This is a genomic window from Maritimibacter sp. (genome assembly GCF_016774595.1).
Lineage (GTDB): Bacteria > Pseudomonadota > Alphaproteobacteria > Rhodobacterales > Rhodobacteraceae > Maritimibacter > Maritimibacter alkaliphilus.
In genome coordinates, this window is the sequence record NZ_JACBWT010000002.1 from 70403 (window position 1) to 87106 (window position 16704).

The window sequence follows — 16704 nt, forward strand, 5'->3', positions numbered from 1 at the left end:
GGGGATTTCAAGCATGAAGGCGGTGGTGATGCGCGGCTACGGGGCGGATGCGTTCCGGGTGGAGGACATCGCGGAGCCAACCGTGCGGCGCGGCGCGGTCCGCGTCCGGGTCATGGCCTGCGGCGCAAACGCATCCGACTGGGAATTCGCGACCGGGCGGCCGTTCTACGGGCGGCTGGCCCGAATGGTCATGCGTGTGCGGGTGGCAGGCTCCGACGTGGCGGGCGTGGTCGACGCGGTGGGCGAAGGCGTCACCGGGTTTTCCGTGGGCGACCGCGTGGTGGCCGATACATTCGAAAGCTTCGGGGGCTTCGCCGGCTTTTGCGCCGCCAAGGCCGACCGCTGGGTGCGCCTCCCCGACGACATGGATTTCACGACCGCCGCCGCCCTTCCCCAATCCGGTGCCATCGCCATCGAGGCTTTCGAGGGCAAGCTCGCCCCCGGCCAACGGGTGCTGATCAACGGCGGCGGGGGCGGCGCAGGGCCGCTCGCGATCCAGATGGCGAAACGCGCGGGGGCCGAGGTTTGGGCCGTGGACAACGCCGCCAAACAGGTGGTGATGCGTGCGGCGGGGGCGGATCACCTGATCGACTACCGCAAGACGGACTTCGCCACGCTGTCCACCACATTCGACAGCATCCTCGACCTTGTCGCGACACGGCCGATGCGGACCGTCGCCGGATGCCTGACACCAACGGGCCAGTACCGCCTCGTCGGAGGTGCCACCAAGTTCATCATCGCGGGCGCGCTGCCGCCAAAGCGCACCGGCCTCCTGATGGTTCCGCAGGGCCCCGACATGACCCGGCGCATGGTCGCCCTCGCCGCAAGCGGCGACATCACGCCCCACATCGGCGAAACCGCCCCGCTCGGGGACGCGCCCGCCGCGCTGGCCCGGATGGGGGCCGGCGAGATCGCCGGAAAACTGGTCATCACCCCCTGATCTTCTCTGTTTCCCGAAACCTCGGAGGGGAGCCGGTGCTTTGCCCCGCAAAGGACCGGCTGGGGAGGCTGGCCTCCCCACCGCGTCGACCTGCCGCAAGGCGGGGCGGCGAAAAAGCTGCGCGCGCAAGCGCACGAATTGCGACCCCACGGTCTCGTGACGCGTGGGGGCTTCGCAATTCGTTCGCGAGTGCCCTATATCCGGAGTATGCTGCAATGCAGCAAAGAAAGGCCGGGTGATGGACGGAACGACGATCAATGCCGTGAAACTGGATGTGGCGCTTCAGGGCGGCGGGGCACATGGCGCCTTCACCTGGGGTGTGCTCGACCGGCTCCTCGCTGAGGAGAGCATCGACATCACCGCGATTTCCGGCGCCTCGGCGGGCGCGATGAACGCGGTCGTCGCGGCCTCCGGTCTCGCCGTCGGGGGCCGGGACGGTGCGCGGCGGTCGCTCGCGTCGTTCTGGGAGGCCGTGAACCGGGGCGCACGGCAACTCGCGCCGTTCATCGCGGTCTTCGACGCTTTCCCGAAGTGGACGTCGGCCACGGCGTCATGGTTGAACCTCATCTCCGGCGCACAACTGTCGCTGACCCCGCATCCCCAGAACGGGCGGCCCGCACAGATGCTGCTGGAAGAGATCGTGCGCGATCACGTCGATTTCGCGGCGCTCCGACGCCCGGATGCGCCGCGCATCTTCATCTCGGCCACCAATGCCCGCTCCGGTGCCGCGCGCATTTTTCGAAACGACGACGTGACGCTGGAGGCGGTCATCGCCTCGGCCTGCCTGCCGCTGGCCTTTCCGGCGGTCGAGATCGACGGTGAAGACTATTGGGACGGTGGTTATTCCGCCAATCCGCCGCTGGTGCAGCTAGTGCAGGAAAGCGGGAACCACGACCTCGTGCTGGTCACGGTCAACCCGATCAACCGCAGGCGCACCCCGTCCTCGCCGGACCGTATACCGGACCGGATATCGGAACTGACCTTCAACCAGACGCTGACCAAGGACATTCGCGCCATCGCCTTGCTGAAGGCGGAACTGGACGGGCGGCCGCCGGTCTGCGGCGTGCCGTTCATCCAGTCGATCGCGAACCTGCGCCTGCATGAAATCCAGAACGAGATCGCGATGCGGGAGTTCGACCCGAAATCCAAGATGTTCCCTTCATGGTCCTTGCTCACGGACCTGCACGGACTTGGGTCCGACACGGCTGCGGAGTGGCTGGCGGTCCACAGGGCATCTCTCGGCGTGACGGGCACGGCAAAGCTCGAAGAACGCTATCTCTAACCGATCAGCGTAACGCCGGCGTCGCTCATGCCGGCCAGTGCCGTGTCGAGCGACCCGTCCGCGTCGATGGCCCGGCACAGGTCCAGCCGCACCGTCACCGCGAAGCCAAGCCGCGTGGCGTCCATCGCCGACCAGCCGACACAGAAATCGGTCGCCAGCCCGACGTAGGTCAGCCGTGTCGCGCCCCGACTGCGCAGGTATCCCTCCAGCCCGGTGGACGTGCGGTGATCGTTCTCGAAAAAGGCCGAATAGCTGTCGATCTCGGGCCGAAACCCCTTGCGAAGGATCAGGTCGGCAGGGTCCGTCATCAGGTCTTCGTGGAGCGCCGCGCCATCGGTGCCCTGCACGCAATGGTCGGGCCAGAGCACCTGCGGCCCATAGTCCATGTCGACCATTTCCAACGGCGCCTTGCCGGGATGGGACGAGGCAAAGGAACTGTGGCCGGCCGGATGCCAGTCCTGCGTGAACACGCGGATGGGAAAGTCGCGGATCAGCCGGTTGATGCCCGGCACGATCTCGTCCCCGCCGTCCACGGCAAGCGCACCACCGGGGCAGAAGTCGTTCTGAACGTCGATGACGATGAGCGCGTCGGTCATACCGTCACCCGTTGAACCGGGCCGTGATGCGCCGCCCGCCGCGCGAAAAATCGACCCGCCACCAGCGTGACCCGCTTTCCAACACGGCCTGAAGCTCATCGGCCGATGTGACGCTGATCTGGTTGACCGCATGGATCACGTCGCCGCGCTGGAACCCGGTGCGCTGGGCGGGCCCTTCGGCTTTGACCACCACCACGCCGGTCGCGTCCATCGGTTGCCCGAGGTTGCGCGCGATGTCCGGGGTCAGGGGCGAAAGGGTCAGACCCTGAAACGGGCCGGGCACGGATATGGTGACCAGCGCCGCGAGCGTCCCGCGCGGGGCGGCCACGAGCGTCACGCGGGCGGTGTGATAGCCATCGGCATTCAGATAGCGAACCGACACCTTTTCCCCCATCGGGTAGGTGGCGAGGCGGAAGTCGAGTTCGGCGGCGGCATTCACCGGCAAATCCTCGATCGCCACGATCACGTCGCCCGTCTTCAGCCCGGCGACCGCGAAAGGGCTGTCCTTGGAAATCGAGCGGATCAGAACGCCCATAGGCAGGTCGAGCCCCAGAGCGCCGGCAAGCGAGGCATCGACAAGCTGCACCTCGACCCCGGACCATGGCCGCTCGAACCGGTCGTTGCCCCCGGCGGCCTGGGCCACCACTTGTTTCACGAGGTTCGCGGGGATCGCGAAGCCGATGCCGTTCGACCCGCCGGATCGCGTGACGATCTGCGTGTTGATACCCACGAGGTCGCCGTTCATATCGACCAGCGCGCCGCCGGAATTGCCGGGGTTGATCGGGGCATCGGTCTGGATGAAATAACGCCCGCCCTGAAGCAGCGCCCCGCCGCCCTGCCCGGTCCGCGCAAGGCCGGAAATGATGCCCGACGACACGGTCTGACCCACGCCGAAGGGGTTGCCTATGGCAAGCACGAGGTCGCCGACGGCAAGCGCATCGGAATCGGCGAAGTCGAGCGCGGGCAGATCGGGCGCATCTTCGAGCCGGATCACGGCCAGATCGGCGGCCTCGTCTGCCAGAACCAGCGTTCCCGCGTATTCGCGGCGGTCGGCCAGAACGATCTGGATGTCGGTCGCGTTGCCGACGACGTGGTAGTTGGACACGACCAGACCGTCCCCCACGATCACGCCTGAGCCGAGCGAGTTCTGCTGTTGGGGCGGAATCTCGAAGTCCCTGAAAAACTGCGAGAAAAACGGATCATCCGCAAAGGGGTTTCGCCGTTCGATCACGCGCGAGGCATAGATGTTCACGACCGCCGGGGCGGCCTGTTCGACGACCGGCGCGAAGGACAGTTGCATCTGCGCGGTCGAGGTCGGCACCTGCGCCGGGGCCGCCGCGGCCAGAGGCAGAAGGGCAATGCACAAGGCGAGGGTGCGGATCATGGGCTCCTCCGTGTTGCGTTTCGATTTGGCGCAGCGCCCCGGCAAATTCAAGACAATGCACCGATCCGGCCCAAATGCCGCCTCAATCCGGGGCGAGATTCATCCCATCGAATGTGCTGCCACTCCCGGATTTCGACGAATGACCCACGAAACCTACGAATATACGCTGACGACCGCCAAGGGCTTTCTGCTGATGGTGATCTGCGGGCTGATTACGGTCTGGGCCGCCTATATGGCGATGACCCACAACGGGAGCCTCGATCTGGGCGCGGTGACCTTCGGCCCGCAAGGGGCGACCTTCGCCTATGGCGTGCTCGGGCTGGTGACCGGCTGGGTCACCTTTGACGAGGTGCGCAACTGGATGCGCCCGTCGGAACAGAAAGCGCCGATCGTGCTGGACAACGAGGCGATTTCGGCCCCCGCGCAACCGGACAATCCCGCCGTTCTGCGGCTGACCTACAAGGGCATCTCCGACATCAAGACGCGTTCGGTCTCCGGCACCCGTGTGATCGAGATCCGGCATATGGACGGCAACCTGACCATTTCGGGCTCGGCTCTCGGCAGCCGCGAGGCGTTCGACAGCCTGCTCCAGTCGCTTCAGGCCCGCGTTGCGCTGACCCGTGGCTATCGCTACTGAGCGTCGCACGCCCACCAGAGAGACTTGATCGGAACCGGCGCCGGGCGTAAGCCCCGCGCCATGTTCACCGTCTGCGCCCTGTATCACTTCACGCCGTTCGACGACCCCGCCGCGATCAAGGGGCCGTTGGCGAAGTTCTGTTGCGAGCGCGGGATCACCGGATCGCTGCTGCTCGCGCGCGAGGGGATCAACGGGACCGTGGCCGGGACAGACGCGGCGATCCGCGAGCTTGTCGCCTATATCAACGCGCTGCCGGGCTGTGCCGGGTTCGACTATAAACTCTCGCAGGCATCCGAGCAGCCGTTCGGACGGATGAAAGTGCGGCTCAAGCGAGAGATCGTGACGATGGGCCAGCCCGACGTCGACCCGCGCGCCTCGGTCGGCCACTACGTTGACCCCGCCGACTGGAACGCCCTGATTTCGGCGCCCGATGTGGCCGTGATCGACACCCGGAATGACTACGAGGTCGCCATCGGCACGTTCGACGGTGCGGTCGACCCCGAAACCGCGAGCTTTCGCGATTTCCCGGCGTGGTGGGAGGCGAACAAGGATCGCTTCCACAATAAGCGGATCGCGATGTTCTGCACCGGGGGCATCCGCTGCGAGAAATCGACGAATTACCTGATCGGGCAGGGGGTCGAAGACGTCTTTCACCTCAAGGGCGGCATCCTCAAGTATCTCGAAGAGGTGCCGGAGGACGAAAGCCTCTGGCACGGCGAATGCTTCGTCTTCGACGGACGGGTGAGCGTGGGGCACGGGCTGGTCGAAGGCCCGCATGAGATGTGCCACGCCTGCCGCCGCCCGATCCTGCCCGAAGACAAGGCCCGGCCCGAGTACGAAGAGGGGGTGTCCTGCCACCAATGCATCGACGAGTATGACGACGCCCGGCGCGAGCGGTTTCGCGAACGCCAGCGCCAGATCGCGCTGTCCAAGGCGCGCGGCGAAAAGCACCTCGGCCCGCGATAGTGGTTTCGTCGCAGGCTGATGCCTGCGCCGACCCGTTGGGAGGCCAGCCTCCCCAAACCCCTCCGAAGTATTTTTGAAACAGAGAAGGTTGGACGGATGCTCGTTTGGGGGTTCGGATGTGTGGCGGGTGATGCTAGCCTGACAGGATAGGGCAGGAGGGGCGTTTTGCGGAAGTTAGGGGCGATCGTCGGGTTCGCGGTGATGTGCGCGAGTGGCGCGGCGGCGCAGGGCTGGGAGACGATGGAGACCATCGGTGGCGCTTGGGACACCGAATGGGGCGAGGTCTGGGTCTTTCAGAACGGGTCGCGTTACGACGGCAATTATTCCGAGGACAACGGGCGTTTCTGGCTCGAATTCACCGATCACGTGTTTGAAGGCTACTGGGCCGAGGACCTGTCGGACGTGCGCTGCGACGTGGAATACATGGGGTCGTGGTATTGGGGGCGGTTGGAGCTTTCCAACAGCGACCATTTCCCCGGCTTCCTGATGCGCTGGAGCTATTGCCGCGCCCCGGTGGACCGGATGTGGGCCTTCTACGAACGCCTGCCGGACGGGCTGTGACGGGAAAGCGGCACGGGTTTCGGCAGGCGCCGGGCGCGCCAGTTTGACGGGGCCTGGCGGTTCTGGGAGTTTCTGTGATGCCTGATTTCATTCTTGCGCTTCTTTACGGCGCCGCCGTCGGATTGATGATCCCGCTTGGCGGGGCGCTGGCACGGATCGAACGGCTTCAGCCCCGCTGGCTCGAGCAGGAGTTCCGCCACAGCATGATCGCGCTGGCGGGGGGCATCCTCGTCTCGGCCGTCGCATTCGTTCTTGTCCCGGATGGGCTGGAGCTTCTGCCGCTCGGGCCGGGACTGGCCGCGTTCTTTGCCGGCGGGGCGCTGTTCGCGCTGATCGAACGGCGTCGCAAGGCCCGTGGGCGCGCGGCCAACGCGCAATTGAGCGCCATGCTGACCGATTTCGTGCCCGAGGCGTTGGCGCTGGGTGCGCTGATGGCGACGGGGTCTGGAAACGGCGCGCTTCTGGCCTTTTTCATCGGGGCGCAGAACCTGCCGGAAGCATTCAATGCCTTCCGCGAGATGATGGCGCATGGCAAACGCAGCGCGGCGCGGGTGACGGGTGCGTTTTTCGCGCTGGCCGCGGTCGGACCGATCGCGGCGGCGGTCGGGTTCCTGTTTCTGAGCGAATTGCCTGCGGTCACCGGGAGCATCATGCTCGCCGCCGCAGGGGGCATCCTGTTCCTGACATTCGAGGACATCGCGGTGAAAGCGCACCTGAAATACAGCGAAGCCCCGTCGCTGGCGGCGCTGGCGGGGTTCGGGCTGGGGATCGTCGCCATGTCCGTCGTCGGTGCCGGGGCGCCCTGATCGCCCGACGCCACGTTTCCGTAGGTTCGTGAAACCTTTGGTTGAGGTCAACCCGTTCCTTTCTTACCTGTTGGGAAACGAAAAGGAGTTCCCATGCGCTATGTGCACACGATGGTCCGTGTGACCGATCTGGAAGAAAGCCTAGATTTCTGGGTGAACAAGGTCGGCATGGTCGAGATCCGGCGCAAGGATGTGCCCGAAGGCAAGTTCACACTCGTCTTTCTCGCCGCGCCCAAGGACAAGGAGAGCGCCGAGGCGACGGCCGCGCCCGAGCTTGAACTGACCTACAACTGGGACTCGGATGAGACCTACGAGACCGGGCGCAGCTGGGGGCATCTGGCCTACAAGGTCGATGACATCTACGGCTTCTGTCAGAAGCTGATGGACGCGGGCGTGACGATCAATCGCCCGCCGCGCGATGGTCGCATGGCGTTCTTTAAATCCCCTGATAATATTTCCGTGGAATTGATTCAGGACGGCCCCGCGCTTGAGAAACAAGAGCCGTGGGCTTCGATGGAGAACACGGGAGACTGGTAGGAGGTATCATGTCCCGCAGACTGCAAGATCTGGTTCGACTGAACGCCCGCGACCGGCGCGGGATCGCCCCTGTGGGTGAGGGCGATGGTGCATCGCCCGCATCCTTTGCCGCACACCAGCCCGCCGATCTGAGGGCCGAGACCGAGGTGGCGCTGGGTGCGCTGCCCAACGGCCTGGCCGACCGGATACTGGCGCGCTTCGACCCGGGCCGGGTGATCCCCGGATCGTTCGGCACCGACCGCGACATCCTGTTTTTCGTCCATGTGCCGATGACGGCGGGCAATGCCGTGATGGGCACGCTCAAGGGCGTGTTCGACCGCACGCGGACCATCGGGGCCAATGCGCTGGGCGGGGACCTCAAGGCCGAGTGGCAGGCGGCGCTCGACGCGCGGGAGGCGGCCAAGGGGCGCTTGCGTCAGGCTCTTGCCGGGCCGCTCAAGTTCAAGCGCTTGTCCGAGGTTGTGAAAGGGGCCAGCGAAGTTCAATTCGCGAGCTTCATTCGCAATCCGGCGGATCGGCTGTTTTCCGACTACGTGGCGCAATCGTCGCCGGACAACCCGGACCACGCGGCGTTTCTGGAGGAATTTCCGACGTTCGAGGCCTATGTCGACGGCGCCCCCGCGAACCCGCAGCTTGCGCAACTCGTGGGCAAGGCGGGCAATGTGTCGGAGATGCTAGAGCGGCTGGTGTCGACTTATTCCTTCCTCGGGGTGAGCGAGCATGTTTCGGCCTCGCTCGAACATTTCCGGCGCTCGCACAACCTGCCGACGCTGAGCGACATCTCAGAAGCGGCGGCGGGGCAGGCGGCCAAGCTCACACCTGCACTCAGATCGCGGATCTGCAAACGGCACATGGCCGACTGGCTGGTCTTCTCGCTTGTGGAACCGGCGATGGCCGGGTTCGAACAGCGGCTGGCGGCGGTGGCCTATCCGGATCGCTCGCGCCCCTGAAGCCGCCGTTCGGCGATACCGATGAGCCAGACGATCGTGATGGCGGGCAGGGTGACCATCAGCGCCAGCGCCCACAGGCCCAGCCCGCAGGCCAGACCGACCGAGGCCGCCAGCCAGAGTGAGGCACCGGTCGTCAGGCCCTGAACCTTGCCGCCGCTGAAGACGATCATCCCGGCGGCAAGAAAGGCGACACCGGCGGTCACCGCCTCGATCACGCGGATCGGGTCATAGCGTGCCCCGTCACCCCAGGCCTCGCCCCGGTTCATGAGTTCCAGCATCAGGATGCAGTAGACGGCGGCAGCCATGCCGACGAGCATATGTGTGCGCAGTCCCGCCGGGCGGTCGCGCGCCTCGCGTTCGAACCCGATCAGGCCGCACAACAGCAAGGCGCCCGCCAGACGGAGGGCGAGAATGCCCAGCGGCAGGAACGTGGTGGTCGAGAATTCTTGGGCGAGTGTGTCTAGCATGGCGGTATGGGTAACCACCCGACAGGCCCTGCGGTTCCCGGTGACTCTCCGCTTATTTGCGGAAGCTACGGAAACTTCGGAACAAATCTGTCGCAAGGTTTGTTAGGGTTGCATCGAATCTTGCAAAAAACAGGGAACGTAGGAGACAATCATGAAAGCCCCAATTTTCGCGGTCGCGGCCGCTTCGGCCCTTTTCCTCGCCGGGTGTGAAACCCAGAACCAGACGACCGGAACGGCGGTCGGTGCGGCCACGGGTGCTGCGATCGGCGGTCTGACCTCGGGCTCGCTCGCGGGTGCAGCCGTGGGTGCGGCGACCGGTGCGGCCGCAGGCAACCTGATCGGTCGCGCGGCGGACGAGCGCAATATGTGCATCTATCAGGACAGCGCCGGCAACCGTTACAAGGCGGCCTGCCCGACCTAATCCGACCCACAACGGACAAAAGAAAAGCCCCGCTCAGGCGGGGCTTTTCGCGTTTCAGGGGGCGGGATCAGGCGGCGTTGAGCCAGTCGTCGACTTCCCGCTGGACCTCTTCCTTGGACTTGCCGTAGCGCTCCTGAAGGATGCCTTCCAGCTTGGTCCGGTCGCCGTTGATCACGTCGAGGTCGTCATTGGTGAGCTCGCCCCAATGGGTCTGCGCGTCACCTTTGATCTGCTTCCACTTGCCTTGCACTTGGTCCCAGTTCATCGGGAGCCTCCTTTCGTTGCAGCATGCAAGCGAAACGTTCGATCTCGTCTAACGGTTCCCGACCGGAATCGGCGGATGCGTGTGGTCCGAGGGAATGATCTCGGCGTCGAAACCGTGGATCGGAAAGTCGATGACGACAGAGTAATGGGTGTCGGTCTGGTCGCGGGTGACCTTGGCCTCCATCGTGCCCACGAAAGCGCGCACGAGTTGCTCGCCCAGCCCGGTGGACACGTCGTCCTCAGGCTCTTCCCGGTCGAGCGCCAGCGTGTTTCGCACGGTCACCACGCCCCGGTCCGTTCCCGGTGCACAGTCCAGCCGGACCTCGATGACCGGCGTTTCGCCCGTGCTCGTCGGCCCCATGTGTTTGAGCGCATTGGTAACCAGTTCCGACACGGCGAGCGATAGGGGCACCGCCTGATCCGGGTAAACCTCGCAGTCGTCGTAATGCGCTTCGAGCCGGACGTCGGTGGAGTCCCCGGTCTGAGCGGATTTCACCATCTGGGCGACGATGGTCTGGAGCAGTTCGCCCGCCCGCACCCGTTCGGCCGTCGATGTCTCGTAAAGGTTCTGGTGGACGCGGGCGATGGACATGACCCGCTGCTGAATGTCGCCGAGCGCGGATTTGATGGCCGGTGTGCGCGCCTTGCGGATCTTCATGCCGAGGATCGACACGATGAGCTGAAGGTTGTTCTTCACCCGGTGATGCACCTCTTTCAACAGAACGGTGCGCTGGTGGATCGTGTCGTAAAGCTCGGCCTCGTCATGCAGGATGTTCTCGGCCAGCCGCATCCAGGTTTCTTCCATGTCCCGAATCTCGGTCGGCAGACGGCGATCGGCCCGCGGTTCGACAAGTTTGCGCGAGCGCATGAACTGAAGCATCCGGGCGCGCAAGTTGCGTGTCGGTTTGATGACCATGCGCTGCACGGCGTAGAACGCGACCAGAAGGCTCACGAGCCACATGAGCAGGGGAAACAGCATCGAGGTGCCGAAACTCATGCCGTTGGCCACGGTGTTGCGGCGGTACTGCCAGCTTCCCAGCGCATAGACCTGTCCCTGCACGATGGGGACGAGCGCGAACACGCGGCGCTGGCCGCGGGCGTTTTCGGCGATGAAGGCCACTTCGCTGCCACCGGCGGCAAGCGCCCGGAGGGATCGGTTCGCAGGCAGGTTCGCCGAAAGGTTGGTGGCGTCCGAGGACGAGGTGAGAACCTCGCCATCGCCATTGAAGGTGATGAGTTCGAGGGGGCGACTCGCCGCCTCTTCATCGGTGATGGTCGGTGTCGTGAGACTGCGGTGCGGCAGCGAGGCGACGACATAGCCGTCGTAATCGCCGCCGTTGATGACCGGAAGCGACACGACGATGACCGAGGTCTGGCTGATCGAACCGCGCAGCGAGAATTTGACGCGCGGGCCGGGGTTGTCGACGAATTCCTTGTGCAGGGGCCGCTCCGCCAGGCTCGACCCCATCGCGTCGGAGGCACACAGTATATCGCCGTTTCGCCCGACATACCCGATGAAGGACAGCTCGGGCGTGTCTCTGAGCAGCGCGGACATCGGTTGCTCGCACGGATACCCCGCTTCGCGCAGGACCGGGATCATGGTCACGACGGTCTTGGCCACGCCGGTCGCGGTTCTGATCGCCGCCTCCTGTTCGGCGGCGGCGTCAGACGTGAGCGCCAGAAGCGTGTCCGCCAGATCGCGGTCGGCGCGATCCAGCAGCTGATAGGTGGTGGCAACGGAAATGAGGCCAACGGGCAAGAGCGCGATGGCAAGGAGACCGGCGATCCGAAAGGTAAGCGACCGGCTCCGTTCCCGGAACGTATTGATCAATGACCGGTCTTCCTCACTTGCATTCCGGAATTCAGGACGGCCATGGTCGCGCTGTCGGTAAGTTCCAGTCCATCGTCTTCGTTCAGTTCGAGAAGCTCGGCCAGCCGGGCACGGCCCCGGTTGATCCGGCTCTTGATCGTGCCGATCGCGACGCCACAGGTCTCGGCGGCCTCCTCATAGGACATGCCCGAGGCGCCGACGAGGATCAGCGCCTCGCGCTGCTCGACCGGCAGTTCGGCGAAGACCTTTTCGAAATCCGCCATCGCGAGCCGTCCGTCATGGTGGGGCTTTTCGCTGAGCGTGCTGGCCATGGCACCGTCCACATCTTCGACCTCGCGCTTTTTCTTGCGCAGGTCCGAGTAAAAGGTGTTGCGCAGGATGGTGAACAACCACGCGCGCAGGTTGGTGCCGGGTTTGAATTTGTCGAAGTTTTTCCACGCCTTGACGATCGTGTCCTGCACGAGGTCGTCGGCGGCGGCGGAGTTTCGCGTCAGGCTCGCGGCAAAGGCACGCATCGCCGGCAGATGCTCGACAACGGCTTCGCGCGGGTCCACAGGTCGCACATCATTTGCCATGAGCGGACCCCTGATCGTCCTGCTCGCGCAGTTGCGCCAACAGTTCCATGAACTTGTCCGGTACGTCTTCGTCAAGCTTGCTTTGAAAGACTTTCCGGAGGTTCTGGTCGATCTTTTCGTCCCAGCGATCCTTATCGTTGTCCTTGGTCATAGTCGTCCGTGTCCCATCGTTTCTTATCTGCCTCGATTGCGCACACTTTTTTTGCCGTCTTCGGGAACCAAACCCGGTCCGGCGTGTTTTGTTCCCGACGAACGTGAAAAAAATGGGGAAATAAACAGGGATGGATGGGATGCCCGACTCCGATACAGAATTTCTCTCAGTCAAGATCGCCGCGCTGCTTCCGTATCTGCGGCGCTACTCGCGTGCACTGACCGGGAGCCAGAAGACCGGCGACACCTACGCGGCGGCCACGCTTGAGGCGTTGCTCGAAGATCGCTCGGTCTTTGAACTCGGCTATGACCACAAGGTCGCGCTGTTCCGCGCGTTCCACCAGATCTGGTCAAGCTCCGGCTCGCCGGTCGAAGTGGGGGAAGAGGGCATTCATGCCCGCGCCCAGCGTCATCTGGCCAAGCTGACGACCAACACCCGCGAGGCGCTGCTGCTCTATACCGTCGAAGAATTTCCGACCTCGGACATCGCCAAGGTCATGGACATCGACGAGGACGAGGTGAACCACCTCATCACCGTCGCGCGGCGCGAGATGGAAGACAGCGTGAAGGGTCGCATCCTCGTCATCGAGGACGAGGCGATCATCGCGATGGACCTTCAGGATATCGTGGCCGACATGGGCCACGCGATCACCGGCGTCGCCCGGACCGAACGCGGTGCCGTCGATCTGGCGGGGAAAGAGACGCCGGACCTGATCCTGTCGGACATTCAGCTTGCCGACGGCTCCTCGGGTATCGACGCGGTGAACGCGATCCTCAAGAGCGCGGGGGACATTCCGGTGATCTTCATCACCGCCTTCCCCGAACGGCTCCTGACCGGCGAGCGGCCCGAACCGGCTTTCGTCATCACCAAACCCTATTCCGAGGATCAGGTGCGCTCGGCCGTCAGCCAAGCGATGTTCTTCTCCTCGACCGAGACGCTGGAGACCTGAACCAGCCACACTAAAGGTGCGAAGCGGCGTTCCCCACCCTCGGGAGCGCCGCTTTTTTTGTCGCGCCGACGCCTTCACCTGCCGGGCAGGGGCGTTAAGATCGGCCCCGTCGTATTTTGCGGGGTCGCGTCATGGCATTCGGGATGAGGTTGGTTTTTTCGGGGATCGTCGCGGCATTGGTCGCAAGCGGGGCGACCGCCGCGCCGGATTATCGGATCGACTGGGAAATCACCAATCGGTTCGGCCCTTTCGAGGCGCTGAACCTGCCTTCCGCTGTGTTTCAGGAGTATCGGCTGCGCGACGAGGACGGGGGTTTCGACGGCTGGCACGCCCGGCTCGACCGCAGGCCCGGCGGTATGAAATCGCCCTATGCCGATGCCATCCGGTCGGGTGCGACGCTCCATTGGGATCCGATACGCCAGCTTCATTCGCCGCGGGTCACGCGGTTCGTGAAGCACGAGAAAGACCCGCAGACGACCGTTTCCGCCCGGTTCCGGCTGACGGTCGAGGGCGAAGACCCGCTTGCCGAGGGCGCGATGTGCATGTGGGAAGGGGGGGCGCCGCAGCCCTGCGATGCGCCTTTCGATACACGTGTGCCGCTCAGGGGCAGTTTCGTTTCCGTTGAGGTCGGGGGGGAAACCGTGCTGGCCTGGATCAAGCCCGAGCACATGGTGATCGTCGGGGTGGGCGATTCCTATTCGTCGGGCGAGGGGAACCCGGATCTGCCGGCCGAATGGAAACCGCTGCGGTTTCCCAATTCCAACGACATCGGCTGGCTTGCGGAACGGCGCAGCCAATTCCTTGAACCCGGACCGGATCGGCGCTGGATCGACAACACCTGCCATCGCAGCTTTTTCTCTTACCAAGGTCTGACCGCGCTGCGCCTTGCCTCCGAAGACCCGCATAGGTTCGTGTCGTTTCTGCATTACTCGTGCAGCGGCGCCGAGATTTTCGACGGGCTCATCTTCCCGCAACGCCGCGTGATCGAAGAGGGGTCCGACGGGCCGGTCTGGCTGAGGTATGCGCAGGTCAACGCGGTGGTGCAGGATCTGTGCGCCGGTGGGCTTTCGCAAAACCCTCGCCACCGCGCCCATCCCGATTACTTCCCGGTGACGGACAAGGAACTGGGCGGACTTTCGATCCGCGACTTCGAAAGGACTTACAGGGGAACCGAGCTTGCACCGGGTGGGCGCTCGGAACCCTGGATGCGCCCGGCCCGCGAGGCGGGGGGGATCAGCCGATCTTATCCGCACGACGGGTTGATGGACTGTGACGAACTCAGGGTGCCCGACCATGTGTTTCTTTCCATCGGCGGCAATGACGTCGCTTTCGGCGAGATGGTGCGCTACTACATCCTGCCGGTCGATTACGAGGATAGCTGGCTGAAATCCATCGCGGCGCCAGCGGTCTGCCCGCCGCCGGTCTATCAGGCGGACAAAAGATTGCACCCGGCGGCCTATGCGCGCTGCGCCCGTCTGCGCGGTGCCAACGGCTATGACGCGATGGACCTTTTGACCGGGTCCGAGCGGAACGGGCAGCTTGTCGGCGGCATTGACCAGCGTTTTTCGCTGGCCGTCTCGATCCTCAAGCACCGGCTTAAGGTTCCGGCCGAGGCGATTTCCATGGCGCAATACCCGGACCCCTTGCGCACCGTGCCGCCGGTTACGCCGCCCTGCGCGCGGCTGCGCTATACGGATCAGGTCGTCTATGGCGCACAAAGCGATACCTATGACGATCTCAGTGCCTGGAACGGGATCGACGAGGCGACGCGCGTCATATCCTGGACGAAACAATGGGAATACGTGGTGACCGAGGAAGAAGCGTGGAAGGCGCTGGATTTCTTCGACACCTTCCGGGTCAGGCTGGCGGATACGGCGCAGGATCTCGGGATCAGTTTCGTGTGCGAAACGCGTGATGCCTTCGTGGGTCACGGCTGGTGGACCGGCGAACATCTGGCGCTGCCGCACCTCGTGCCCCAAGGCCGGCCCGGTCACTGGAACATCGAAGACCTCGACCCCTACGGCTACCGCGTCGCCGGGCGCGCGATCCGAACGGCGAACGACAGCGTGCTGATCCAGCCGAGCCTCGTGCGGGTCGCGACGCGCAACACCTCGGTTTCGGGGACGTTCCATCCGAATTTTTTCGGACATCGGCTTGTGGCTGAGGGGTTTTATCAGTCGCTGTTCGGGGGCGAGGCCCGGAAGGACTGAACGGCCAAAAAAAATGGGGCGCCCGAGGTACGGGAGCGCCCCACCTTTTCAGGGTCTTGTCCGGCTTACACGCGCCGACCACGCACCGCACGGGCGATGAGGGCGACGACGAACAGGACGAGGAACACGAAGAACAGAATCTGCGCGATCCCGGCCGAGGCCGAAGCGATGCCACCGAAGCCGAACACGGCGGCGATGATGGCGATGACGAGGAATGTGAGAGCCCAACCGAGCATGACGAAACCTCCTTCTTTCAAGTTGTTACAGGGTGCGCCATGCGGCGCGGATCATTGGATTTGAAACTGAGCCGGGGTCAGGAAAGTTCCGAAAAAGAATCTGCTGGCGGTGGAACAGCACCCGCGCGCATGCGTTGGACCCCTGAATGGACAGACCACCCCGGAAGGAGTTTTCCCAATGGCCACTGCCGCACAAAGTTCGAATGGAAAAGCAATGGACAGCCACGTCAAAGATCTCGAAGCACAGGTCGCTTCGCTGAAAACCGACGTGTCATCGCTGACCGCCACGCTCAAAGATCTGACCACCACCGCCGGTGCCGAAGCCAAGTACCGCGCATCCGCGACCGCCAAGAAAGCGCGGGCGCAGGGTGAAAAGGCCTATGCCGACGCGCAGGACGCGACCGTCGCGGCCTATCGCAACGCCGAAAACCAGGTTCGTGAAAACCCGGCGGCCGCCGTGGGGATCGCCGCCGGTGTCGGCTTCATCGTCGGGCTGTTTCTGGCGCGCAAATGATCGCCGCGCTTGAATACCGCATCAGACTTGCCGTTCGTCGCACCATGTTCGGTGTGGCGAGCGGCATCATGCTGTTCGTGGGCTTCGCCTTTCTCGCCGTCGCGGGCTGGATCGCGCTCTCCGCGTTCTTCGAGCCGATGCAACTGGCGCTGATTTTCGGCGGGATTTTCGTGGGTCTCGGCCTGATCTGCCTTGCCATGACCCGCACCAGCCGCGCGAAGATTTCAATGGCACCCAGCGTGAACGCACCTGTTTCGACGGTCGCGCCTGCCGCCGGTGTCGCCGCGGTCGGAACGCTCGGCACGGCCTTTATTCAGGGCATTTCAGCCGGCATGGCCGCGCGCAAGACGACCAAGCCGTCCGCGCCGCCGCCGGGATACGATCCGGCGTATGAGCCGCATCCCCACGATCTGCATCATCATTGAAA

The 16704-nt window shown here is 64.4% G+C and carries 21 protein-coding genes; 13 read left to right on the plus strand and 8 right to left on the minus strand.

Annotation, left to right across the window (positions count from 1 at the left end; all coding sequences use genetic code 11):
* Positions 1 to 13: 13 nt before the first annotated feature.
* Both HOY44_RS11385 and HOY44_RS11390 read left to right on the plus strand, forming a co-directional pair.
* Positions 14 to 940, plus strand: coding sequence for an NAD(P)-dependent alcohol dehydrogenase (locus HOY44_RS11385; RefSeq protein ID WP_287434799.1), 927 nt, complete (start codon positions 14 to 16; stop codon positions 938 to 940).
* A 238-nt stretch (positions 941 to 1178) separates the two neighbouring features.
* On the plus strand, positions 1179 to 2222 hold the full coding sequence (locus HOY44_RS11390) for a patatin-like phospholipase family protein (protein ID WP_287434800.1): 1044 nt from the start codon (positions 1179 to 1181) through the stop codon (positions 2220 to 2222).
* On the opposite strand, the gene pncA is transcribed toward HOY44_RS11390, so the two are convergent.
* Together pncA and HOY44_RS11400 are read right to left on the minus strand one after the other, a co-directional pair.
* Complete coding sequence (pncA, locus tag HOY44_RS11395; protein WP_287434801.1) at positions 2219 to 2818, minus strand: bifunctional nicotinamidase/pyrazinamidase; 600 nt, start codon at positions 2816 to 2818, stop codon at positions 2219 to 2221. The two genes, HOY44_RS11390 and pncA, sit on opposite strands and share 4 nt — an antisense overlap.
* A 4-nt stretch (positions 2819 to 2822) precedes the next feature.
* Positions 2823 to 4202, minus strand: a complete 1380-nt coding sequence (locus tag HOY44_RS11400) for a trypsin-like peptidase domain-containing protein (RefSeq protein WP_287434802.1) — start codon at positions 4200 to 4202, stop codon at positions 2823 to 2825.
* A 139-nt stretch (positions 4203 to 4341) separates the two neighbouring features.
* Here HOY44_RS11400 and HOY44_RS11405 point away from each other — a divergent pair, with 139 nt between their 5' ends.
* The 6 genes from HOY44_RS11405 (at position 4342) to HOY44_RS11430 (ending at position 8659) form a co-directional block, all read left to right on the plus strand.
* Positions 4342 to 4839 carry a hypothetical protein gene (locus tag HOY44_RS11405; RefSeq protein WP_008331822.1) on the plus strand — a complete coding sequence of 166 codons (498 nt, stop codon included), beginning with the start codon at positions 4342 to 4344 and terminating at the stop codon, positions 4837 to 4839.
* 60 nt (positions 4840 to 4899) lie between these two features.
* A complete protein-coding gene (trhO, locus tag HOY44_RS11410) occupies positions 4900 to 5805 on the plus strand; it encodes an oxygen-dependent tRNA uridine(34) hydroxylase TrhO (protein ID WP_287437218.1) in 906 nt (301 codons plus the stop codon).
* Between the two features lie 165 nt (positions 5806 to 5970).
* Complete coding sequence (locus tag HOY44_RS11415) at positions 5971 to 6366, plus strand: hypothetical protein (RefSeq protein WP_287434803.1); 396 nt, start codon at positions 5971 to 5973, stop codon at positions 6364 to 6366.
* Between the two features lie 77 nt (positions 6367 to 6443).
* The gene (locus HOY44_RS11420; RefSeq protein WP_138422503.1) at positions 6444 to 7172 is read left to right on the plus strand and encodes a ZIP family metal transporter; all 729 of its coding nucleotides are present in this window, start codon (positions 6444 to 6446) and stop codon (positions 7170 to 7172) included.
* Between the two features lie 93 nt (positions 7173 to 7265).
* Entirely contained in the window at positions 7266 to 7709 is a 444-nt protein-coding gene (locus tag HOY44_RS11425) for a VOC family protein (RefSeq protein ID WP_287434804.1), read from the plus strand.
* An 8-nt stretch (positions 7710 to 7717) separates the two neighbouring features.
* Positions 7718 to 8659 (plus strand): hypothetical protein, encoded by a 942-nt coding sequence (locus HOY44_RS11430; RefSeq protein ID WP_287434805.1) that lies wholly within the window; start codon positions 7718 to 7720, stop codon positions 8657 to 8659.
* On the opposite strand, the gene HOY44_RS11435 is transcribed toward HOY44_RS11430, so the two are convergent.
* Positions 8635 to 9126 carry an MgtC/SapB family protein gene (locus tag HOY44_RS11435; RefSeq protein WP_287434806.1) on the minus strand — a complete coding sequence of 164 codons (492 nt, stop codon included), beginning with the start codon at positions 9124 to 9126 and terminating at the stop codon, positions 8635 to 8637. The genes HOY44_RS11430 and HOY44_RS11435 overlap by 25 nt on opposite strands.
* Before the next feature lie 151 nt (positions 9127 to 9277).
* On the opposite strand from HOY44_RS11435, the gene HOY44_RS11440 reads away from it, so the two are divergent.
* A complete protein-coding gene (locus HOY44_RS11440) occupies positions 9278 to 9547 on the plus strand; it encodes a YMGG-like glycine zipper-containing protein (RefSeq protein WP_287434807.1) in 270 nt (89 codons plus the stop codon).
* Positions 9548 to 9614: 67 nt separating this feature from the next.
* Here HOY44_RS11440 and HOY44_RS11445 read toward each other — a convergent pair whose 3' ends face one another.
* The 4 genes from HOY44_RS11445 to HOY44_RS11460 are packed head-to-tail and all read right to left on the minus strand — an operon-like array spanning position 9615 to position 12368.
* The gene (locus HOY44_RS11445; RefSeq protein ID WP_008331802.1) at positions 9615 to 9812 is read right to left on the minus strand and encodes a CsbD family protein; all 198 of its coding nucleotides are present in this window, start codon (positions 9810 to 9812) and stop codon (positions 9615 to 9617) included.
* Between the two features lie 48 nt (positions 9813 to 9860).
* The gene (locus HOY44_RS11450) at positions 9861 to 11642 is read right to left on the minus strand and encodes a sensor histidine kinase (RefSeq protein WP_008331799.1); all 1782 of its coding nucleotides are present in this window, start codon (positions 11640 to 11642) and stop codon (positions 9861 to 9863) included.
* Complete coding sequence (locus HOY44_RS11455) at positions 11639 to 12217, minus strand: RNA polymerase sigma factor (RefSeq protein ID WP_287434808.1); 579 nt, start codon at positions 12215 to 12217, stop codon at positions 11639 to 11641. The genes HOY44_RS11450 and HOY44_RS11455 overlap by 4 nt, the downstream gene beginning before the upstream one ends.
* On the minus strand, positions 12207 to 12368 hold the full coding sequence (locus tag HOY44_RS11460) for a NepR family anti-sigma factor (RefSeq protein ID WP_008331795.1): 162 nt from the start codon (positions 12366 to 12368) through the stop codon (positions 12207 to 12209). The genes HOY44_RS11455 and HOY44_RS11460 overlap by 11 nt, the downstream gene beginning before the upstream one ends.
* Before the next feature lie 139 nt (positions 12369 to 12507).
* Here HOY44_RS11460 and HOY44_RS11465 point away from each other — a divergent pair, with 139 nt between their 5' ends.
* Positions 12508 to 13317, plus strand: coding sequence for a response regulator (locus HOY44_RS11465; RefSeq protein WP_502710697.1), 810 nt, complete (start codon positions 12508 to 12510; stop codon positions 13315 to 13317).
* A 131-nt stretch (positions 13318 to 13448) separates the two neighbouring features.
* On the plus strand, positions 13449 to 15527 hold the full coding sequence (locus HOY44_RS11470; RefSeq protein WP_287434810.1) for an SGNH/GDSL hydrolase family protein: 2079 nt from the start codon (positions 13449 to 13451) through the stop codon (positions 15525 to 15527).
* Positions 15528 to 15592: 65 nt separating this feature from the next.
* Here HOY44_RS11470 and HOY44_RS11475 read toward each other — a convergent pair whose 3' ends face one another.
* The gene (locus HOY44_RS11475; protein ID WP_008331790.1) at positions 15593 to 15763 is read right to left on the minus strand and encodes a DUF1328 domain-containing protein; all 171 of its coding nucleotides are present in this window, start codon (positions 15761 to 15763) and stop codon (positions 15593 to 15595) included.
* A 214-nt stretch (positions 15764 to 15977) separates the two neighbouring features.
* On the opposite strand from HOY44_RS11475, the gene HOY44_RS11480 reads away from it, so the two are divergent.
* Entirely contained in the window at positions 15978 to 16277 is a 300-nt protein-coding gene (locus tag HOY44_RS11480) for an ElaB/YgaM/YqjD family protein (protein WP_008331788.1), read from the plus strand.
* Positions 16274 to 16702, plus strand: a complete 429-nt coding sequence (locus HOY44_RS11485; protein ID WP_008331785.1) for a phage holin family protein — start codon at positions 16274 to 16276, stop codon at positions 16700 to 16702. The genes HOY44_RS11480 and HOY44_RS11485 overlap by 4 nt, the downstream gene beginning before the upstream one ends.
* Positions 16703 to 16704 lie beyond the last annotated feature (2 nt).